Here is an 18,591-nt window from a genome sequence, read left to right as displayed (position 1 = left end):
CGAGGGCCTCGCCGACCCGGGTGAGGTCGGCCGACGGCAGCGGCACGAGCTGTGGATGCGCCGCGCCCTGGAGATCGCCGTCGCCGGTCCGCCCGTCGGCGACGCCGTCAGCACCGACGTCGACGACGTGCCGGTGGGGGCGGTGCTCTACGGGCCGGACGGCACCGAGTTGGCCACCGGACGCAACGAGCGGGAGCTGACCGGCGACCCCACCGCCCACGCCGAGGTGCTGGCCCTGCGCCGGGCCGCCGAGCGCACCGGCCGGTGGCGGTTGGACGGCTGCACCCTGGTCGTCACCCTGGAACCGTGCACCATGTGCGCCGGGGCGCTGGTGCTGGCCCGGGTCTCCACAGTCGTGTTCGGCGCCTGGGAGCCCAAGACCGGCGCGGCCGGGTCGCTCTGGGACGTGCTGCGGGACCGTCGGCTCAACCACCGCCCCGAGGTCTACGGCGGGGTGCTGGAGGCCGAGACCGCCGCCGTCCTGCGCGCGTTCTTCCGCTGAGGCCGGTCGCCGGTCAGGCCGGCGGCAGAGTGACAGTGACGATCAGACCGCCGCCCGGGCGGGGCTGCGCCTCGGCGGTGCCGCCGTGGGCCCGCGCCACCGCGCGGACGATGGACAACCCCAACCCGAAGCCCCGTGCCCCGGCCACCCGCTCCCGTGACAGCCGGCGGAACGGCTGGAACATCGGCTCGACGTCGTAGCCGGGGATGACCGGGCCGGTGTTGGTCACAGTGAGCGTCGGACGGCCGTCGACCAGCCCGGTGCGCACCTCCACCCAACCGTCGGCGGGCAGGTTGTGCCGCAGCGCGTTCTCCACCAGGTTGAACGTGAGCCGCTCCAACAGCACCAGGTCGCCGCTGGTCGGCGCCGGGGCCAGCGCCCGCCGTACCCGCACGCCGGGGGCCTGCTTCCCAGCCTGGTCGGTCGTGTGCGCGCAGACCTCGGCCAGGTCGACAGGCGTACGCTCGGTCAGCTCGTTCTCCGAGTCGGCCAGGGTCAGCAGGCCGTCGATCAGCCGCTCGTGGCGTTCGTTGACCGCCAGCAGCGACTCGCCGAGTCGCCGGGTCTCCGCCGACGCGTCCGGGCGGGTGACAGCCAGCTCCACCAGTGCGCGGTTGAGCGCCAACGGGGTACGCAGTTCGTGCGAGGCGTTCGCCACGAAACGGCGCTGCCCGTCGAAGGAGCGGTCCAGCCGTTCCAGCATCTCGTCGAACGTGTCGGCGAGTTCGCGTACCTCGTCGGGAGGGCCGGTGAGCGCGATCCGCTCGTGCAGACCACGACCGGCGGTGTCCGCGCCGGCGATCCTGCGGGCCGTGCCGGTGATCTGGTGCAGTGGCTGCAACGCCCGACCGGCGAGCAGCCAGCCGAACGCGATCGCCACCGTCGACACCACGATCAACGCGATCCCGCCCTGGGTGAGCAGCGACTCCAACGCGTTGCGCTTCGCCTCGTCCTGCACCTCCTGCAACAGGGCGCGGATGCTGTCGACGTTCTGCCCGCTGGGCGTCGTGGGGGAGGTCTTCGGCAGGTCGCGCAGTTTCACCCCGAACGGCTGCGGCATCCGCTGATCCACGAGCACGTACGTGACGGCGAGCAGGACCACGCCGGCCAACAGGAAGAGCCCGCCGTAGATGAGGGTGAGCCGGGCGCGGATCGTCAGGCGTTTCATCGGATCTGGTACCCCGCCCCGGGGACCGTCTCGATCACCGTCGGGTCGCCGAGTTTCCGGCGCAGCTTCATGACTGTCACCCGAACCACGTTGGTGAACGGGTCGATGTGCTCGTCCCACGCGCGTTCCAGCAGCTCCTCGGCAGAGACCACCGCGCCGTCGGCGCGGAGCAGCTCGGCCAGCACCGCGAACTCCTTGCGGGACAGCGCCACGTGCCTGTCGTCCCGGCGTACCTCGTGTCGGGCCGGGTCGAGCTGGATGCCGGCGCGACGCAGCGTCGGCGGCGCCGCCGGGCGGGACCGGCGAGTCAGCGCGTGCACCCGAGCCGACAGCTCGACCAGGGCGAACGGCTTGGTCAGGTAGTCGTCGGCGCCTAGCGCCAACCCCGCCACCCGCTCCCGGACCGCCGCCGACGCGGTAAGCATCAGTACCCGGGTCTCCCCACCCGCGTCCACGATTGCCCGGCACACGTCGTCGCCGTGCACCACAGGCAGGTCCCGGTCCAGGACCACCACGGCGTACTCGTTGACGCCGAGCCGTTCCAGCGCGGCGTCACCGTCGTACGCCACGTCGACAGCGAACGACTCCCGACGCAGCCACTCGGCGATGGCGTCCGCCAGCACGTTCTCGTCCTCGACCACCAGCACTCTCACCCCTCCATGGTGCTCGGGGTGCGGTAACGGCGGCATAACCGCCGACGGTAACGCCGCAGATACGTCCGTTGCCGTGCACTGGGTGTCACGTTCGGCGAACCGCGTCGGACCTGAGCGGAAGCGGACACCATGCGACGACAGATGCTTGCGATCCCCGTCCTGCTCGCCCTGGCGCTGTCCGGGTGCGGCGCGGGAGGCGACGACGACGGCGGGGTAGCGACCGCCGGTGGGGCGAAGGCCGGGGCCACGGCGAGCGGCACGCCGGTCAGTGACTCGGACCGGCAACTCGCCTTCGCCAGGTGCATGCGGGAGAACGGGGTGGACATGCCCGACCCGGAGGCGGGCGGTCGTCCCGGCTTCCGGTTCGGCGCGGACGTGGATCAGCAGAAGGTCCAGGCGGCCATGGAGAAGTGCCAGGACAAGCTGCCCAACGGCGGGCAGGGACCGCAGCTCAACCCCGAGCAGGCCGAGCAGATGCGCACATTGGCCAAGTGCATGCGGGAGAACGGGGTGCCGGACTTCCCGGACCCGGACGCCGACGGGCGGGTCCGCATCGGGACGGGGGGCAACGCCATCGACATCGGCGATCCGGCCATGAAGGCCGCGTTGGAGAAGTGCCGGCAGCACGCGCCGCAGTTCGGCGGTGGCCGGTGATCGGCAGTATCCGCCGCTCGCGGCTGCGCGCCGCCGTCACCGGAGGCGTCGTTCTGCTGGTCGCTGCCATGGGCGTGGTCGCCGCGGTGGGCTTCGGGGGCGGCGCCGACGGGGGCCGCGCCCAGGCCGGCAGCGTGCCACCCTCCACCGCCACTGTCACCCGGCAGGCCCTCGCCGACTCGGAGACCGCGGACGGCGAGCTGGGGTACGGCACGACGCGTACCGCCACGGCGAAACTCAACGGCACGGTCACCGCGCTGGCGGCGACCGGGTCGACGGTACGACGGGGCAAGGCGCTCTACCTGGTCGACAACGAGGAGGTGGTGCTGCTCTACGGCGGGTTGCCCGCGTACCGGACCCTCGCCCCCGGGGTGGAGGGTGCCGACGTCGCGCAGTTCGAGCGGAACCTCGACGCGTTGGGCTACACCGGGTTCACTGTCGACGACGAGTACACCGGCGCCACCGCGGACGCCGTCCGGGAGTGGCAGGAGGACCTGGGTCTGACCGAGACCGGTCGGGTCGAGCCGGGGCGGATCGTGTACGCGGACCGGGAGGTCCGGGTGGAGAGCCAGCAGGCCGACGTCGGCGATCTCACAAAGCCCGGCCAGGCGGTGCTGACCTACACCGGCACCAGCCGGGTCGTCACCGTCGAGTTGGACGTGGACGACCAGCGGTTGGCCAAGCGCGACGCGAAGGTCACCGTGCGGCTGCCGGACGGTCGGACGGTGGCGGGCACCATCAGCACTGTCGAGACGGTCGTCCAGGCCGCCGCGGCCGGCGCCAACGGGCAGTCCGACGACGCCGAGACGAAGATCGAGGTGACAGTCGCGGTGACCGACCCGAAGGCCCTCACCGACTTCGACCAGGCCAGCGCGGATGTCACGTTCACCGTCTCGGAGCGCCGCGACGTGCTCACCGTGCCGGTGGCGGCGCTGTTGGCGCTGGCCGAGGGCGGCTACGGCGTCCAGGTCGCCGAGGACGGCGCGAGCCGGGTCCTCGCCGTGACCACCGGGTTGTTCGCCGACGGCCGGGTGGAGGTCACCGGTACGGGCATCACCGAGGGCACGACGGTTGTGGTGCCGACGTGAGCGGCGAGGTGATCGTGCTCGACCGGGTCAGCAAGCGGTACGCCGGCGGCGTCGTCGCGTTGGACGACGTGTCGCTGGGGATCGGCCACGGCGAGTTGGTCGCGATCGTCGGCCCGTCCGGATCGGGAAAGTCGACAATGCTGCACCTGATCGGCACCCTGGACCGGCCGTCGTCGGGCAGCGTCCTCATCGACGGGTACGACGCGGCGAAGCTGACCGACCGGGAGCTGTCCGCGTTGCGGGCCACCCGGATCGGCTTCGTGTTCCAGCAGTTCCACCTCGCGCCCGGCGTCCCGGTCGTGGACAACGTGGCCGACGGCCTGCTCTACTCCGGCGTACCGCTGAGGCGGCGGCGCGAACGGGCGGAGGCCGCGCTGGTCCGGGTTGGCCTGGGCCACCGGTTGAGGCACCGGCCGCACGAGCTGTCCGGCGGGGAACGGCAGCGGGTGGCCGTGGCCCGCGCGGTGGTCGGCGAGCCGGCGGTGCTGCTGGCCGACGAGCCGACCGGCAACCTCGACTCCCACTCCGGTGCCGGGGTGTTGGAGCTGCTGCACGATCTGCACCGGGCCGGCACCACCGTCGTGGTGATCACCCATGACCGGGAGATCGCGGGAAGCCTGCCCCGGCAGGTGCGGATGCGCGACGGCGCGGTGCGGCACGACTCGGCCCTCACGTCGGGCGGGGTCGGCTGATGGCGACGCTGACCCCGGCCCGACTGCGGCCGGCGGATGTCCTGCGAGTCGGCGGGGTGGGGCTGCGGACCCGTCCGCTACGGGCGTTCCTCTCCGCGTTGGGCATCGCGATCGGCATCGCCGCGATGATCGCGGTGGTCGGCATCTCCTCGTCGTCCCGGGCCGAGCTGGACCGGGCGCTCGACGCGCTCGGCACCAACCTGCTCACCGTCGCGCCGGGCAGCACCCTGTTCGGTGCGGACGCGCAACTGCCCGAGGAGTCGGTCGCGATGATCGGGCGGATCGGCCCGGTGACCGAGGTGTCCGCGACCGGGCAGGTCTCCGACGCCAAGGTGTACCGCTCGGACCGGATCCCGGCCGCGGAGACCGGTGGCATCGCCACCCAGGCGGCCCGGCTGGACCTGCTCGGCACCGTGGGGGCGGAGGTGGCCACCGGCACCTGGCTCAACGATGCGACCGCCCGCTACCCGGCGGTCGTGCTCGGCGCCACCGCTGCGCAGCGGCTCGGGATCACCACGGCGGACCCACAGGTGCAGGTGTGGTTGGGCGGGCGGCCGTTCACAGTGGTCGGCACCCTCGCCGCCGCACCACTCGCCCCGGAACTGGACACCTCGGCGTTGATCGGCTGGCCGGCGGCGACCGAATACCTGGGCTTCGACGGCCACCCGACCACCGTCTACACCCGGGCGCAGGAGTCCCAGGTCGAGGCTGTCCGGTCGGTGCTCGGCGCGACCACCAACCCGGAGGCGCCGAACGAGGTCGAGGTGTCCCGGCCCTCGGACGCGCTGGCCGCCGCCGAGGCCACCGACGACGCGTTCACCGGGCTGTTGCTGGGCCTGGGCGCGGTCGCCCTGCTGGTCGGTGGAGTCGGCGTGGCGAACACCATGGTGATCTCGGTGCTGGAGCGCCGAGCCGAGATCGGCCTGCGCCGGTCACTCGGAGCAACCCGCGGTCAGGTACGGACCCAGTTCCTCACCGAGTCACTGCTGCTCTCCGCGTTCGGCGGGATCGGTGGGGTGGTGCTGGGCATCGTGGTCACCTCGGGCTACGCGCTGTCGCAGAACTGGCCGACAGTGGTGCCGGCCTGGGCGATGCTCGGCGGGGTGGGCGCGACGGTGGTCATCGGCGGCTTCGCGGGCCTCTACCCCGCCGTGCGCGCCGCCCGCCTCGCGCCGACCGAGGCGCTGGCCGCCGCCTGACTTTCTCCGGCCAGGCGGGCCTGCTGCGAAAGAGCGTGATGACTCTGAGGCATATTGATGCCACACAGTCATCACGCTCTTCGCGGTGCTGCCGCCCGAACAGGTCAGGCGATGATCGTGTCGAGGGCGATCTCGACCATCTGGCTGAAGGTCTGCTCGCGCTCCTCCGAGGTGGTCTTCTCACCGGTCTTGATGTGGTCGCTGACGGTCAACACGGTCAGCGCGCGGGCCTTGAACCGGGCGGCGATCGTGTAGAGCGCCGCCGACTCCATCTCCACCGCCAGCACGCCGTAGTCGGCGAGGGTGTCGTAAAGGTCCGGCCGGTCGGTGTAGAAGGCGTCCGCCGCCAGGATCGGCCCGACGTGCATGGTGATGCCGCGCCGCTCGGCAACCTCGACCGACGTACGAAGCAGCCCGAAGTCGGCCACCGGGGCGTAGTCGATCAGCCCGTCGAAGCGCATCCGGTTCATGTTCGAGTCGGTGGACGACCCGATCGCCGCCACCACGTCCCGCAGTTGCAGGTCCGTGCTGAGGGCACCACAGGAGCCGACCCGGATCAGCGTCTTCACGCCGTACTCGTTGATCAACTCGTGGGCGTAGATGGAGGCCGACGGCATGCCCATGCCGGAGCCCTGGACGGAAACCTCGACGCCGTTCCAGCGGCCGGTGAAGCCCAGCATGCCCCGAACCGTCGAGTAGCAGGTAGCGCCCTCGAGGTAGGTCTCCGCGATCCACTTGGCCCGCAGGGGGTCACCCGGCATCAGGACCCGCTCGGCGATCTCGCCCGGCTTCGCGCCGATGTGCGTACTCATGGCAAAGATCCTGCCAGGCCGGCACGGGCGATACCGGTTCGGCGTCGGAACCGGCGGTCCTGTACCCTCGTCGGCGGTGGCGTGTCCGAGCGGCCTAAGGAGCACGCCTCGAAAGCGTGTGAGGGTTAACGCCCTCCGAGGGTTCAAATCCCTCCGCCACCGCTCATGAAATGCAGAAACGCCCGGTCGATCCGCGAGGATCGACCGGGCGTTTTCGCGTCAGAGCTGTTGCTCGCCACCGTCGACGAAGATCTCGCCGCCGGTCATGAAGCTGCTCTGGTCGGAGGCGAGGAAGAGCGCCGCGTTGGCGATCTCGTCCGGGTGCGCCATGCGCTGCATGGGCACGCCCGAGGCGATGGCCTTCAGCAGCCCGGGGGCCTCCGCGGGGCTGGGCGCGAGGCCCGCGAGCCCGGGGGTCTCGGTCGAGCCGGGGATCAGGGTGTTGACCCGGATCTTCCGGCCGATCAGCTCGGCAGCCCAGGTGCGGCCGAACGAGCGGATGGCTGCCTTGGACGCGGCGTAGACGCTGAACGCAGGGGTGCCGTTGCTCGCGGCCGTCGAGCCGGTCAGCACGATCGAGGCGCCCTCGTTGAGCAGGGGCAGGGCCTTCTGCACGGTGAAGATGGTGCCGTAGATGTTGGTGTCGAAGGTGCTGGCGACGTGCTCGACCGTGATCGAGTCGAGCGGACGGAACTCCCCACCGCCGGCGTTGGCGAACACCACGTCCAACCCGGCGCCCCGCTCCTCGATCGCCCGCATCACCCGGTCCAGGTCGTCGAGCTTGCTCACATCGCTGGCGATGCCTGTGGCGTTGGCGCCGATGCTGGCCACGGCCTCGTCCAGCGGGCCCTTGCGGCGGCCGGTGACGAAGACGTACGCGCCTTCGGCGGCGAAGCGGCGGGCGGCGGCCAGGCCGATGCCCGTGGTGCCCCCGGTGACGAGGGCGGTCTTGCCGTCGAGCTGTCCCACGATGGATCTCCTCTGTTGGGGTGTGGCGGTGTTCGGCCGGCCGGCCCTCCTGCAAGTTCTGTACTGAGCGGTACGTAACCGAACGTAGCAACCACCGACCGGGTCCGCAAATTTCTGTACCGATCGGTCTTTATCGCGGCCAAGATGTGTGCGGGGAAGGGGTGAGCTGTGCCGCAGCGAGGGTGACCGCGGGGCTTCGACGCCGACGAGGCGCTGGGGCGCGCGGCGGAGGTTCCGCAAGGCCGTGGCCCGCTACGCCGAAAAAGACAAGGAGTACGCGCGGGACGCTCTCACCCAACGGACCTCGTACCGGTCGAGTAGTTGTCCGAAATAGTCGTCAGGCGACCGAGAACGTGATCGTTCCGCTGTAGACGCCCGCGACGGCCGTCAGAGGTATCTGAACCGAGACCACGGGATCCCAGGTCGCCGAGTTGTTGCCGACGCCGTCGGTCAGCGTGAATGCCGTGCGTTCGACATTGATGATCTCTGCGTCTGCCGCAGTGGGTTGGCCTGAGGTGAAGGTGCCGATCCCACTGGTTGCGGTGGCCGGGCCCGACCAGTAGGAGGCGTTGGTGTTGGAGATCGTGTGAACCGGGACGCCGCTGGTGACGAAGTTCGTCGCGACGACGGTGGCGGTCCAGGTCGGCTCCGACAGAAGACGCTCATCCGTCACCGTGACCGGTCCCAGATTGCCCGACACGACTCCGCCCAGGCTGGCGCTGCCCAGATCGGCCATCTCCGGCGCGCTGATCGACAACTCACCGGGTACCGCGCAGGTCGAACGGGTGATCGTGCTCGTGTCGATGCTCACCGTGTCGTTGATGACCATCGCTCGACCGTCCACTTCGAGCGCCGCGCCCACGGTGACAGAGGTGAGGGCGAGGAGGTTGCCGCGAAGCGTGGAGTTGGCGCCAAGTGTGGCGGAGCTACCGACCTGCCAGAAGACGTTGCACGACTGGGCCCCGTTGATCAGGTTCACCATGCTCGACATGCCGGTGATGACCGTGCTGTCGGTCTTGAAGATGAAGACCGCGTTCGGGTCGCCCTCCGCGTCGAGGGTCAGGTCCCCGGTGATGGTGAACGTGCCCTCGGCGGACTCATACACGCCCGTGGTCTTGGTGGTGCCGCCGAGTTGATCCGAGACGACGGCAGTGGTCGTGCGTGAGGCCGCGTCGTTGTAGGCAGTCGTCAGATCGCTCATGCCCTGAATGGCAAGGGCGTCGTTGGCGTGCACCACCCCGTTCAGTTGACCGGGAGGGAACCCGGTCACGGTGGTGCCCGGGCTGACGCCGATATCACCGTTGATCACACTGAGGCCGGTGTTGGTGACGCTCATGCCGCCAAGGACCGCGAAGTCCGCAGCGGTGCCCAGCGGCACCGGCGGCTCGGCGGCGCTCGCGTTGCGTGGTCCGGCCAGGACGGCCAGGACGGTGGTCGCGGCGACCAGAGTCAGGGCGGTGGCTACCCGGGCCATCCCCGTGACCTTCCGAGAAGCGCCACTGTGGGCAAGCGTCGCCATGATCTCCTCGGGCGGCTGGATGGGTGGTAGCACTTCAGCGACCCATAGTTGCATAAACAGGCACCAAAAGGATCTAATCGGTCATTGCTCGAGTAGCTGTTCCACGCCGTCGAGCAAACGTTGCAGACCGAATTCGAAAAGACTCTCGACATTGAGGTCGACCGCTGTCCGGGTGAGTCGGGCCAGATGGGGAAACTCACCCGCCGCGAGGAGGCCGCCCAACACGTCGGCCTGGGCCGCCATCCACTCGTCGTCGGTCAGGCCGGTGTGCTGAGCCGCTACCCGCGCGACCGCGCACATCCCGCCAGCGCGACGTTGGGTGCGTGCTGCCGATCACGACTACGCCGAGCCGGTCCGTACCTGGAGCGACTTCGCCCGGACGGGCCGGGTGGGCTGGCCTCGTCTGCGTCCCGACGCCCCGTACGTGCGGGTGTTCGCCGGTGGCGGCGGATCGGTCAGGACGGACTTCGCGGCGGCCCACTCGTACGACTTCTGGCGGTCGCTCGGGCGCTGATGCGGTCGCCGGCACGAGCGGGCCGGCCCTCGGGGAATCCGGCCCGCTCATCGGCCCGGATCCTTCAGGAAGGTGAGCACGGCGGCGACCCGGCGGTGCACGTCGCCGTCGGGTGGCAGGTCGAGCTTCGTGAAGATGTTCCCGATGTGCTTGCTCACCGCGCGCTCGGTGATCACGAGCTGGGCGGCGATGCCCGTATTGGTGCTGCCTCCGGCCATCAGCGCGAGCACCTCGCGTTCCCGGGCGGTGAGGTCGGTGAGCGGGTTGCGCCGGGCGGTGACGAGTTGGGCCACGACCTGCGGGTCCAGCACGGTGCCCCCGGCGGCGACCCGACGCAAGGCGTCAAGGAACTCCTCGACCCGGGACACCCGGTCCTTGAGCAGGTAGCCGACGCCGCCTTGCCCGTCAGTGAGCAGCTCGGTCGCGTAGGCACGCTCGACGTGCTGGGACAGCAGCAGCACCGGCAGCCGGCTCCCGGCTGCTCACCCTGCGCGACGCTCGGATCCACGGTGTCTTCGGCAACTACGGCAACGTGTGCGTGGACGATGCGGTCGTCACCTATCTTGCCGACGGAAAGCTGCCGGCCAGAGACCTCGACTGCGTCGGCCACACGTCGCCCTGATCAGTCCGCGCCGGTCAGCACGGGCCCGCTCCCTCGTCGAAGAGGCGGCGGGCCCAGTCCGCGTACCCGGCGATTACTTTTCGGACCGTGCGCCCGTCGTGCAGAAACAGGTACGCGCGGTCGCCGCTGCGGGCGAGCAACCCGTCGAGGCGGTGCGTCCCCTGTGGAGCGAGCAGCCGGCTGACCTCCGGATAGCGGTCCCAGACCTGGTCGACGGGCGAGCCCGCCGTTATGCCCTCCGGTGTCCGCATCGGGTCGCCGACCCAGAGCAGTACGAGTTTGTCCTCCACGAAGACCGGGCTGACCGTGTCATGGCCGGCAAGCACCGGCCCGCAGGCATCCAGGCTGGTACGCAGGATGCCGCGTCGGGTCAGCTCGTCCTCGGTGGCACCGAACTCGATGTTCTGTAGGCCGTTCAGGCCGATGATCTCCACGCTGCCGGCGGGCCGGCCATCCGAGATCGGCCCGGTTGGCGGTACGCCGCTGCCAGCGATCGAGGCAGCCGTCATCAGCATGGCAATAAAAGCAAATTGTCGCAATTTCATGGAATCCCCCAGTCCCCAACGGGACGGGAGCGTTCAGGTTGCTGCTGGTGGCCGAATTACTGGTTTTCCCACTGTTCGACTAGCTCATCCCAGTAGTCGGCGCTGAGTCGACGTCGCCCGTGCGCGAGCCAGCCGTCGGTGTTCCGCTCCAGGTGCAACCCCAGTTCGGCGAACCTGTCGATCCAGGTGCCGGGCTCCACGCCGAGCCGACTCAGCGCACCGTTGATCGGCCACTGCTCGCGCGACGCGTCCAACTCGTCGTCGAAGCGCGGGCCCCAGGCCAACACCCCGCCCAACCACACCACCGCCGACTGGTAGCCGACGCCACCACCGAATGCCGCCTCCAGATAGGCCACCGGCCCCGACTGTGACCAGCGAGTCAGCACCTCGACCAGCGCCGTCGACAACACCAGGTCGAACGGGCGGGCGGCGCTCCGGTCGTCCGTCGCGAAATCCGGCAACGACCCGGTCAGCTCGATCACCAGCTGCGGGGTGACCGGCAGTAACGCGAAGTCCTGGCGCAGCTCGCCGAGGACCGCATGATCCAGCTCGGCGGTCTGCTCGCGGAGCAGCTCAGCGTCCGCGACGACCGCGCTGAGCTGGTAAGCCATCGAACCCTCCGCCGTCCACAGCCTGTGGATAGAACATGTGTACGACGGTCCCAGGCTCGGAGGCCGCGCCTCCGGACGGTACCCGTCGTCCACGCTCAGTTGCGCAGTACCGAATGGTCCGCCCCGGGCGTTTGCGGGAGTCCCGGGCCGCGAGAACGCCGTCAGCCGGCGGCCGGTCGTCAGCCCGCCGGCGAGGATCAAACCGGCCCCAACCGGTACGGACGGTGTCAGCGCATCGAGCCTTCCCGGCATCAAATCCCCAGATCTTGGACACTTTCCGTTCCGCGCGAACGGAAACTGTCCAAGATCTCGGCGGAGTTGAGGGCGGCGGGCCGCATCCGGCGGCGGGCCGCATCCGGCGGCGGGCCGCATCCGGCGGCGGGCCGCATCCGGCCGGAGGGGTGACGGATCGTCGGGGTCGTTCAGGCCCGCCGGGCGAGCTGGGTGACGAACGCGCGCCAGGCCACGGGCGCGAAGGCGAGCGCCGGGCCGGTCGGGTCCTTTGAATCCCGCACGCCGACGACGCCGGGCAGGTTGTCGGCGACCTCGACGCAGGCGCCGCCGTTGCCGCTGCTGCGGCTGCTCTTGCGCCACCGGGCGCGGTTCAGCTCCATGACTCCGCCACTTCCGTAATGAGTTCGACCGACTGCCAGTGCGACAACGCCTCCCCGCGCACGTTCTCCCATGCCGCCATCATGGCGGCGATGTCCTCGGGGTCGCTAGCGACTTGTCCCTGAAGTTGGTTGTCGAGGTAGCCGGCAACCCGGTGGTCGTGGCTGTGTGCGATCACGAACGGTCCGTTGAGGCCGGCATAGGTGCCGACCGTGCTGGGCACGACGTGCACCCGGATGTGCGGCTCGACGCACGCCGCCGCCACGGCCAACAATTGCTCGCGCATCGTCGCCCGGCCGCCCACCGGGCGGCGGATGACCGCCTCGTCGATCACCGCCGTGAACTGCGGCGGGTCGTCCCGCTTGAGCACGCCCTGCCGGCCGAGCCGGACCGTGAGGTGTCGGTCGATCTCGCCCCGGGGGATCAGGCCCGCGCCGCCCAGCACCGCACGGGCGTACGCCTCGGTCTGGAGCAACCCGGGCAGCACGGTCGACTCGAACCAGCGAAGCGACACCGCCTCGCGCTCGATCTCCTGCCACGGACGGAACCAAATGGGGTCGCGACGTCTTGAAGTGTCCGGCCAGATGTCCGACACGTCCTTGTGTAGTGCCTCTGCTGCCGCCAACCGGTGACGGGGATGCGGGATGTGGTCCTTCGTCAACCAGCGTCCTACCGTCTTCGGGTCGACGCCGACGGTCTCGGCGAGGGATTCGGTGGTGTGCCCGGTGTCGCTGAGCGCCACTCGAAGCGCGTCGTTCACGGCTCCTCCATCGGATGTCCCGGATATCTGGTGACCATATCGCTACGCGGTGTATCTGCCTCGTAACTCACCCAAGGGTGGTCCACAGAAGACGGCGTGGCCGGTGGAGGCGCAGGAGCCCGGTGGTCGGCGTCAGTCCGGGGGTCGCCCCGGTGGGGGCGACCCCCGTCCACAGTGAAGGAGGTCCGCCCGTGTCCCGCCGCCGCTACCGGAACCACCTGCCGGCCCGACCCACCTGGCGCTGTGCGGCGTGCGGCATCGCCTGGCCCTGCTCGGCGGCGAAGCTGCGGCTGCTCGGCGAATACCGGCACGACCGGCTCGGGTTGACCGTCTACCTGGCGACGCTGCAAACCGAGGCCGGCGAACATCTCACCGACGTCAACCCGGCCCGTCTGACCGAGCGCTTCCTCTCCTGGGCCCGCGCCCGCGCCTGACCTCGCCAGCGCACGCTAGTTTCCGGATCGAGGCCGAGGTCGGAGTGGGACGGCAAGGTGGTGTCGACAAATGAGCAGGTACAGGCGGTCCAGCGGCGACGTGATCCGCTGGCCAGACAGCCCTGACGCGCGGGAAGCGCTGGAGGAGTGGCTCGCCGACGCTTCGGCCACGGCGTACCTGTCCGGGGATTTTCTTGATTTTCGCGGTGCGGACCTCAGCGGACTCGACCTGCTCGGCGCCTATCTCGCCAATTCTCATCTGGTCGGTGTCCGATTCGAGGAGGCCAACCTCGGCGACGCCAACCTGAGCAACGCCGAGTTGCAGGGCGCGGATTTCTCCTTCGCCGACCTGGCCAAGGCGGAAATGGTCGGTTGCTCGGCCGCTAACGCGTTGTTCCGCTCGGCTCGACTGTTCGCGGTGCAGCTCGACGATGCCGTTCTGCAAGGGGCGGATCTCCGCCACGCGATCCTCAATTCCGCCAAGCTCTACAAGACCGATCTGCGCGGCGCCAATCTTGAGCTGGCCAGCCTGCGCTGGTGCACGCTCGGCGGCACGAGCATGCCGACGGTGTTGACCGGCGCGAGGATGTTCGGCTGCCAGTTCGAGGGCGCGAAGGGCGCCGTCGTCGGTCCGGTCCTCGTCGACGAGGAAGCGACCCGGTCTCTCGGCGGCGCCGAGCTGGAGGCGTGGTTCTCGGGGCAGGGCGCGGAGAACGTCAAGGTGGTGGACTGACGCCACCGCACAGACGACTCAGGGCCGGTCCCCGTTGGGGCCGGCCCTGTCGTTCGTGCTGCTCAGATGAGCGGAGGATACGAGATTCGAACTCGTGAGGGTGTAAACCCAACACGCTTTCCAAGCGTGCGCCCTAGGCCTCTAGGCGAATCCTCCGCGAGCCAGGATACAGGCCCGCGTCGGCCGGGCCACCCCACCACCCCCTGAAGATCGACGGGCGGTCGGGTAGGCTGGGCGTCACCTCCCGTGCGGCGGTATCTCGTGAACCTCCCCAGGGCCGGAAGGCAGCAAGGATAAGCGAGCTCTGCCGGGTGCACGGGAGGCCTTTTTGTCTGTGGGCTGGTTGATCCACTCGACATCCGTGATGTCGCGGTGTCCCGGCCACGCGGACACCACGGTTTCCAGGAAACCGAGTCGATCAAGGCCGACAGCCGAGTCGATCAAGCCCGAAGGCCCAGGCGCCCGGGGTGGTGGGTGGTCACCCGCGCCCGACCGGCGCAGAATGGCTCGGTCGAGAGGAGGCGGGACGAGTGACGCTGGCGCTCTACCGCAAGTACCGGCCGCGTACCTTCGCTGAGGTCATCGGTCAGGAGCACGTGACCGAGCCGCTGTCGCAGGCGCTGCGCAGCGGACGGCTCAACCACGCCTACCTCTTCTCCGGCCCCCGTGGCTGCGGCAAGACCACCAGCGCCCGGATCATGGCCCGCTCGCTCAACTGTGAGCAGGGCCCCACTCCCGAGCCGTGCGGCAAGTGTGACTCCTGCCGCTCGCTGGCCACTGACGGTGCCGGCTCGATCGACGTGATCGAGATCGACGCGGCCAGCCACGGCGGTGTCGACGACGCCCGCGAGCTGCGCGAGCGCGCCTTCTTCGCGCCGGCCAGCAGTCGCTTCAAGATCTACATCATCGACGAGGCGCACATGGTCTCGACCCAGGGCTTCAACGCCCTGCTCAAGCTGGTCGAGGAGCCCCCGGAGTACGTCAAGTTCATCTTCGCCACCACCGAGCCGGAGAAGGTCCTCGGCACGATCCGGTCGCGGACCCACCACTACCCGTTCCGGCTGTTTCCGCCGAAGGTCGTCCGCCCGTACCTGGAGCAGCTCACCCAGGCCGAGGGCGTCGCCGTCGAGCCGGCGGTCTTTCCGCTGGTGGTGCGCGCTGGTGGCGGCAGCATGCGGGACAGCCTCTCCGTGCTCGACCAGCTCATCGCAGGCGCGGGCGCGCAGGGGGTCAGCTACGCCCGAGCCGTCGCGCTGCTCGGGGTCACCGACTCGGCGCTGATCGACGAGATGTGCGACGCGCTGGCCGCCGGGGACGGCGCCGCCGCGTACGCCACCGTCGACCGGGTCGCCGAGGCCGGGCACGACATGCGCCGGTTCGCCTCCGACCTCCTGGAACGGCTCCGCGACCTGATCGTGATCCAGCAGGTGCCGGACGCCGCCGCGAAGGGTCTGATCGACGGCCCCGGCGACCAGATCGAGCGGATGGCCGCCCAGGCTTCGCAGCTCGGCTCGGCCACGCTCTCCCGCTGCGCCGACATCGTGCACAACGGGCTGATCGAGATGCGCGGCACCACCGCGCCCCGCCTGCTGCTGGAGCTGATCTGCGCCCGGATGCTGCTGCCCGGCGTCGACGACTCCACCGGCGGCCTGCTCCAGCGCCTTGAGCGGATGGAACGTCGGCTCACCCTGAGCGGCACCGACGCGCCGTCGGCCACCGCCGGCTCCGCGCCAACCAACCACCAAGGGGTACGCCCACAGCCAGCCACCCCGGTCCCGGCTGCCGCCACCCTGGCACCCGCGAACGCCCCGACCTCCGCACCGCCGTGGGCGGTCGACCCGGCGGCGTCCCCGACCCAGAACGCCGCGGCCTCGGGCGCTCCCGCCCCGGCCGCTTCGGTCACCGGAACTCCCGCCTCGCACGCACCCGTCTCGGGCGCTCCGGCCTCGGGCGCTCCTACCTCCGGCGTGCCGGCCCCGTACGTCTCGGCGGCCGACTCGCCGATCCCGGCGTCTCCCGGCGCGTCGACCGGGCCGGCACCCGCTGACCAGGCCGTACCCGTCTCGCCCGCCGGGCCGGCCCCGCGTCGCGTGGTGCCACCGTCGGCGGTGCTGCCCGACCCGGCCACGCCCGCGCCGCCCCGACCGGGGGCACCGCCCGCCGCGCTGGACGCGGTCGCGGTCCGCCGCGTCTGGCCCGACGTGGTCGGCAAGGTCAACCGGACCAACAAGCGGATCGCCGCCCTGATGCGGGACGCGGTCGTCCGCGAACTCGACGGCGACATGCTGGTGCTGACTGTGAAGTCCACGGTGCTGGCCAAGATGATGGCCGACCACGCGGCGGTGCTCACCGACGCGCTCTACGAGGAGTTGGGCGGGCGCTGGCAGATCCGGTGCGAGGTGGCCGGCGAGCGCGGTGGCGTTTCGTTATCCGGCTCAACGCGCTCGCAACCCGCCGCCCGACCCGCCGCGCCGTCCTCCGGGCCGGACACGCCGCCCGCTGCGACGAACGCCGCGACCCCGGCTGCCGCCGCCGGTCCGACGAGCGCGCCGCCAGCCGCAGCGAACTCGAACCCCGCGCCAAGCTCGAACGTCGCGTCTGCCTCGAACGTTGCGCAAGACTCGAACCCCGCGCCTGGCTCGATCCCCGCGTCAGGCTCGCACGTTGCGCCTGGCTCGAACGTTGCGCCTAGCTCGATCCCCGCGCCAAGCTCGCACGCTGCGCCTAGCTCGCACGCTGCGTCAGGCTCCAACGTCATGCCGGGCTCGAACCCCGCTCCGGGCTCGAACCCTGCCGGGTCGGGGAGTGTGGCACCTCACGCCCCGACCGCCGCCGACTCGACGAACGCCTCGTTCACCTCGGCGAACCCGGCCGGCGCTGCTGCCGGCTCGGCTTCGCGCGGCGGTGTTGGCGCGGGTTCTGGTGGTCACGGTGCCGGTCGACAGGGTGCGACGCCGTCCGCCCCGGCGGCGGACGACGACGGCGACTGGCCGGAAGCGGCCCGTCCCGGCGGCGGCGCCCCCGCCGCTGAGGCGACGGATGACGAGGACTGGCCTGAGGCCGCCCGACCGGGCGGAGCATCGGCCGGAAACGAGTCGAGCCCCCACTCCGGGCCGGCGTCGACTGGCGCGAACGGCAGCGCCACGATCGCGAGCGCCGGGAGCGGCAGCGGCACCAACGGCGGTGGCACCAATGGCGGTAGCGCGAACGGCGGTGGCGCGAACGGCGGTGGCGCGAACAGCACCGGACCGGGCGGTTCGGGCGGTCCCGGGGCAGCGGCCGGTGGCGGTAAGCCTGGCGGGCGGGGTAACCCGACACCGGCGGCCCGGCAGCCGGCGACAGCCGGTGGTGCCCCGGTGAGCAGCGCCATCGCCGCGGCTCGCGCGGCGGCGGCGGGGCGCGGTGCGCGTACCGGAGCGGCAGCCCGGCCCGTCGCGGACGCCGAATGGGCCGGCGAGCCGCCCTACGACCCGGACTTCGACGGCCCGGCGCGGGCCGGCCGGCCCGGCGGCGCGGCACCGGCGGCGGCCCCGGCCTTCGAGGGGTTCGACCCGGGCGACGAGCCGTTGGACGAGATCATCGACGAGAAGACGGCGCGGGAGTCGAGCGAGGAGCAGGCGGTACGGCTGCTCCGGGAAACCTTCGGCGCCGAAAAGATCAACGAGATCGACGCCCGCTAACAGCCCCGCCCCGGCTCGGCGATCTTGCAGTTTCGGTCGCCGTCTTGCGGAGAATGCCCCCTTATGTCGAGGCAGAAAGTGCAAGATCGCGCAGGGGAGGGGGTTCGGCTAGCAAGACTCCCAGGGCGCAGGCCCAGAGGGGAAAGGGTAGGACGGCTAGGCGTTCCATGCCTCCTACTCCGATCCCGACGCCTTGCTGGGCGAAGAACAGTGTCGTTCCGGCCAGCGCGATCAGCCCGGCGGTGAGGGTGAGCGGTCGCCAGCGGCCGAGCGTCGTGGTGTGCGGGGCGAAGCCGGCGAGGAGTAGGCCGACGTTGCCCATCCCCATGATCAGGAATGCGCCGAGGACGTGCAGGTTCTCGTCCACGTCGGCCGGGTGGACGGCCGCGAGCGCGTATCCGCTGGTGGCCAGCAGCAGGAGTGTCTGGGCCGAGCGCACCGCCGGGCCGCGGCCGAGGATCCGCCAGGTCAGCAGGAGCCCGACGGTGAGCAGTACGGCGGTGGCCAGCATCGCGGTGTTCATGAGTGGGTGCCATGGCGAGCAGACGTAGCGGGGGCGGGTGGTGTCCCAGACGCCGCAGTGGGCGTTGCCGAGGTCGCTGATGTTGTGGGTGGCCCAGCTGTAGGTGGGCTCGCGCCACCGCAGCCCGCTGATCAGGCTGGCGACGAGGAAGATGGGTGCGGCCGCGACCCAGCACAGCGCGCCGACCCGGCCGGTGCGGTTGAGGTTCATGACACGAGCAGACCAGTGCGGCGGCTCCCGGCGCACTACCCGCAGATGGCCGGTTCGGGGTAGGGGTAGCCGTACCCAAGGCTCGGCGTGG

At 70.8% G+C, this 18,591-nt stretch carries 21 protein-coding genes, 2 tRNA genes, 1 other RNA gene and 1 pseudogene; 12 read left to right on the top strand and 13 right to left on the bottom strand.

What is annotated here, in order from left to right; translation table 11 throughout:
• Nucleotides 1-55: 55 nt before the first annotated feature.
• Nucleotides 56-502 carry a nucleoside deaminase gene (locus KBX71_RS30655; protein ID WP_210821244.1) on the top strand — a complete coding sequence of 149 codons (447 nt, stop codon included), beginning with the start codon at nt 56-58 and terminating at the stop codon, nt 500-502.
• A gap of 13 nt (nt 503-515) precedes the next feature.
• Here KBX71_RS30655 and KBX71_RS30650 read toward each other — a convergent pair whose 3' ends face one another.
• Both KBX71_RS30650 and KBX71_RS30645 read right to left on the bottom strand, forming a co-directional pair.
• Nucleotides 516-1,670 carry a HAMP domain-containing sensor histidine kinase gene (locus KBX71_RS30650; protein ID WP_210821224.1) on the bottom strand — a complete coding sequence of 385 codons (1,155 nt, stop codon included), beginning with the start codon at nt 1,668-1,670 and terminating at the stop codon, nt 516-518.
• Nucleotides 1,667-2,323 (bottom strand): response regulator transcription factor, encoded by a 657-nt coding sequence (locus KBX71_RS30645; protein WP_210821223.1) that lies wholly within the window; start codon nt 2,321-2,323, stop codon nt 1,667-1,669. The genes KBX71_RS30650 and KBX71_RS30645 overlap by 4 nt, the downstream gene beginning before the upstream one ends.
• A gap of 141 nt (nt 2,324-2,464) precedes the next feature.
• Between KBX71_RS30645 and KBX71_RS30640 the strand changes: the two genes are divergently transcribed.
• The 4 genes from KBX71_RS30640 to KBX71_RS30625 are packed head-to-tail and all read left to right on the top strand — an operon-like array spanning nt 2,465 to nt 5,956.
• Nucleotides 2,465-2,977 carry a hypothetical protein gene (locus tag KBX71_RS30640; RefSeq protein ID WP_247684376.1) on the top strand — a complete coding sequence of 171 codons (513 nt, stop codon included), beginning with the start codon at nt 2,465-2,467 and terminating at the stop codon, nt 2,975-2,977.
• Complete coding sequence (locus tag KBX71_RS30635) at nt 2,974-4,065, top strand: peptidoglycan-binding protein (protein WP_210821221.1); 1,092 nt, start codon at nt 2,974-2,976, stop codon at nt 4,063-4,065. The genes KBX71_RS30640 and KBX71_RS30635 overlap by 4 nt, the downstream gene beginning before the upstream one ends.
• An 8-nt stretch (nt 4,066-4,073) precedes the next feature.
• On the top strand, nt 4,074-4,757 hold the full coding sequence (locus KBX71_RS30630) for an ABC transporter ATP-binding protein (protein WP_210821243.1): 684 nt from the start codon (nt 4,074-4,076) through the stop codon (nt 4,755-4,757).
• Entirely contained in the window at nt 4,757-5,956 is a 1,200-nt protein-coding gene (locus KBX71_RS30625) for an ABC transporter permease (RefSeq protein ID WP_210821220.1), read from the top strand. The genes KBX71_RS30630 and KBX71_RS30625 overlap by 1 nt, the downstream gene beginning before the upstream one ends.
• A 104-nt stretch (nt 5,957-6,060) precedes the next feature.
• Here the strand turns inward: KBX71_RS30625 and deoD are convergent, their stop codons facing one another.
• On the bottom strand, nt 6,061-6,768 hold the full coding sequence (deoD, locus tag KBX71_RS30620) for a purine-nucleoside phosphorylase (protein ID WP_074315244.1): 708 nt from the start codon (nt 6,766-6,768) through the stop codon (nt 6,061-6,063).
• A gap of 75 nt (nt 6,769-6,843) precedes the next feature.
• On the opposite strand from deoD, the gene KBX71_RS30615 reads away from it, so the two are divergent.
• A tRNA-Ser gene (locus KBX71_RS30615) sits at nt 6,844-6,930 on the top strand.
• Nucleotides 6,931-6,987: 57 nt separating this feature from the next.
• On the opposite strand, the gene KBX71_RS30610 is transcribed toward KBX71_RS30615, so the two are convergent.
• The 3 genes from KBX71_RS30610 to KBX71_RS30600 form a co-directional block, all read right to left on the bottom strand.
• Nucleotides 6,988-7,737 (bottom strand): SDR family oxidoreductase, encoded by a 750-nt coding sequence (locus KBX71_RS30610; RefSeq protein WP_210821219.1) that lies wholly within the window; start codon nt 7,735-7,737, stop codon nt 6,988-6,990.
• A 337-nt stretch (nt 7,738-8,074) separates the two neighbouring features.
• Nucleotides 8,075-9,256, bottom strand: coding sequence for an ice-binding family protein (locus KBX71_RS30605; RefSeq protein ID WP_210821218.1), 1,182 nt, complete (start codon nt 9,254-9,256; stop codon nt 8,075-8,077).
• An 81-nt stretch (nt 9,257-9,337) separates the two neighbouring features.
• Nucleotides 9,338-9,556, bottom strand: a complete 219-nt coding sequence (locus tag KBX71_RS30600) for a TetR/AcrR family transcriptional regulator C-terminal domain-containing protein (RefSeq protein ID WP_210821217.1) — start codon at nt 9,554-9,556, stop codon at nt 9,338-9,340.
• Between the two features lie 19 nt (nt 9,557-9,575).
• Here KBX71_RS30600 and KBX71_RS30595 point away from each other — a divergent pair, with 19 nt between their 5' ends.
• The gene (locus KBX71_RS30595) at nt 9,576-9,770 is read left to right on the top strand and encodes a hypothetical protein (protein WP_210821216.1); all 195 of its coding nucleotides are present in this window, start codon (nt 9,576-9,578) and stop codon (nt 9,768-9,770) included.
• 47 nt (nt 9,771-9,817) lie between these two features.
• Here the strand turns inward: KBX71_RS30595 and KBX71_RS30590 are convergent.
• A pseudogene (locus tag KBX71_RS30590) lies at nt 9,818-10,234 on the bottom strand (LuxR C-terminal-related transcriptional regulator); the annotation flags it as partial.
• A 14-nt stretch (nt 10,235-10,248) separates the two neighbouring features.
• Between KBX71_RS30590 and KBX71_RS34895 the strand changes: the two are divergent.
• The gene (locus KBX71_RS34895) at nt 10,249-10,392 is read left to right on the top strand and encodes an alpha/beta hydrolase (RefSeq protein WP_210821242.1); all 144 of its coding nucleotides are present in this window, start codon (nt 10,249-10,251) and stop codon (nt 10,390-10,392) included.
• A 14-nt stretch (nt 10,393-10,406) separates the two neighbouring features.
• On the opposite strand, the gene KBX71_RS30580 is transcribed toward KBX71_RS34895, so the two are convergent.
• The 4 genes from KBX71_RS30580 to KBX71_RS30565 form a co-directional block, all read right to left on the bottom strand.
• A complete protein-coding gene (locus KBX71_RS30580) occupies nt 10,407-10,901 on the bottom strand; it encodes a hypothetical protein (RefSeq protein ID WP_210821215.1) in 495 nt (164 codons plus the stop codon).
• A 92-nt stretch (nt 10,902-10,993) separates the two neighbouring features.
• The gene (locus KBX71_RS30575) at nt 10,994-11,548 is read right to left on the bottom strand and encodes a hypothetical protein (protein ID WP_210821214.1); all 555 of its coding nucleotides are present in this window, start codon (nt 11,546-11,548) and stop codon (nt 10,994-10,996) included.
• Between the two features lie 422 nt (nt 11,549-11,970).
• Nucleotides 11,971-12,162, bottom strand: coding sequence for a DUF397 domain-containing protein (locus tag KBX71_RS30570; protein ID WP_210821213.1), 192 nt, complete (start codon nt 12,160-12,162; stop codon nt 11,971-11,973).
• On the bottom strand, nt 12,153-12,920 hold the full coding sequence (locus KBX71_RS30565) for a helix-turn-helix transcriptional regulator (protein WP_210821212.1): 768 nt from the start codon (nt 12,918-12,920) through the stop codon (nt 12,153-12,155). Before KBX71_RS30565 ends, KBX71_RS30570 begins: the two co-directional genes overlap by 10 nt.
• 191 nt (nt 12,921-13,111) lie before the next feature.
• On the opposite strand from KBX71_RS30565, the gene KBX71_RS30560 reads away from it, so the two are divergent.
• Both KBX71_RS30560 and KBX71_RS30555 read left to right on the top strand, forming a co-directional pair.
• Entirely contained in the window at nt 13,112-13,354 is a 243-nt protein-coding gene (locus KBX71_RS30560; RefSeq protein ID WP_210821211.1) for a flavin reductase, read from the top strand.
• Nucleotides 13,355-13,454: 100 nt separating this feature from the next.
• A complete protein-coding gene (locus KBX71_RS30555; protein ID WP_210821210.1) occupies nt 13,455-14,087 on the top strand; it encodes a pentapeptide repeat-containing protein in 633 nt (210 codons plus the stop codon).
• Between the two features lie 71 nt (nt 14,088-14,158).
• On the opposite strand, the gene KBX71_RS30550 is transcribed toward KBX71_RS30555, so the two are convergent.
• Nucleotides 14,159-14,243: transfer RNA gene (locus KBX71_RS30550), tRNA-Ser, on the bottom strand.
• 82 nt (nt 14,244-14,325) lie between these two features.
• Here KBX71_RS30550 and ffs point away from each other — a divergent pair.
• Nucleotides 14,326-14,415: signal recognition particle sRNA small type (gene ffs, locus KBX71_RS30545), an RNA gene on the top strand.
• Between the two features lie 202 nt (nt 14,416-14,617).
• Nucleotides 14,618-17,767 (top strand): DNA polymerase III subunit gamma and tau, encoded by a 3,150-nt coding sequence (locus tag KBX71_RS30540; RefSeq protein WP_210821209.1) that lies wholly within the window; start codon nt 14,618-14,620, stop codon nt 17,765-17,767.
• A gap of 61 nt (nt 17,768-17,828) precedes the next feature.
• Here the strand turns inward: KBX71_RS30540 and KBX71_RS30535 are convergent, their stop codons facing one another.
• Complete coding sequence (locus KBX71_RS30535; RefSeq protein WP_210821208.1) at nt 17,829-18,500, bottom strand: DUF998 domain-containing protein; 672 nt, start codon at nt 18,498-18,500, stop codon at nt 17,829-17,831.
• Between the last annotated feature and the right edge of the window lie 91 nt (nt 18,501-18,591).

It is taken from the genome of Micromonospora sp. D93 (genome assembly GCF_018070365.1).
Lineage (GTDB): Bacteria > Actinomycetota > Actinomycetes > Mycobacteriales > Micromonosporaceae > Micromonospora > Micromonospora ureilytica.
Note: the sequence above shows the minus strand (reverse complement) of the source record. Positions and strands in the feature narration are given on the sequence as shown.

Excerpts from the sequence above, each read along its gene's own strand:
- KBX71_RS30655 (WP_210821244.1), top strand. The coding sequence starts at position 56 with ATGCGCCGCGCCCTGGAGATCGCCGTCGCCGGTCCGCCCGTCGGCGAC.
- KBX71_RS30650 (WP_210821224.1), bottom strand. The coding sequence starts at position 1,670 with ATGAAACGCCTGACGATCCGCGCCCGGCTCACCCTCATCTACGGCGGG.
- KBX71_RS30640 (WP_247684376.1), top strand. The coding sequence starts at position 2,465 with ATGCTTGCGATCCCCGTCCTGCTCGCCCTGGCGCTGTCCGGGTGCGGC.
- KBX71_RS30625 (WP_210821220.1), top strand. The coding sequence starts at position 4,757 with ATGGCGACGCTGACCCCGGCCCGACTGCGGCCGGCGGATGTCCTGCGA.
- deoD (WP_074315244.1), bottom strand. The coding sequence starts at position 6,768 with ATGAGTACGCACATCGGCGCGAAGCCGGGCGAGATCGCCGAGCGGGTC.
- KBX71_RS30605 (WP_210821218.1), bottom strand. The coding sequence starts at position 9,256 with ATGGCGACGCTTGCCCACAGTGGCGCTTCTCGGAAGGTCACGGGGATG.
- KBX71_RS30600 (WP_210821217.1), bottom strand. The coding sequence starts at position 9,556 with ATGTGCGCGGTCGCGCGGGTAGCGGCTCAGCACACCGGCCTGACCGAC.
- KBX71_RS30580 (WP_210821215.1), bottom strand. The coding sequence starts at position 10,901 with ATGACGGCTGCCTCGATCGCTGGCAGCGGCGTACCGCCAACCGGGCCG.
- KBX71_RS30575 (WP_210821214.1), bottom strand. The coding sequence starts at position 11,548 with ATGGCTTACCAGCTCAGCGCGGTCGTCGCGGACGCTGAGCTGCTCCGC.
- KBX71_RS30570 (WP_210821213.1), bottom strand. The coding sequence starts at position 12,162 with ATGGAGCTGAACCGCGCCCGGTGGCGCAAGAGCAGCCGCAGCAGCGGC.
- KBX71_RS30535 (WP_210821208.1), bottom strand. The coding sequence starts at position 18,500 with ATGAACCTCAACCGCACCGGCCGGGTCGGCGCGCTGTGCTGGGTCGCG.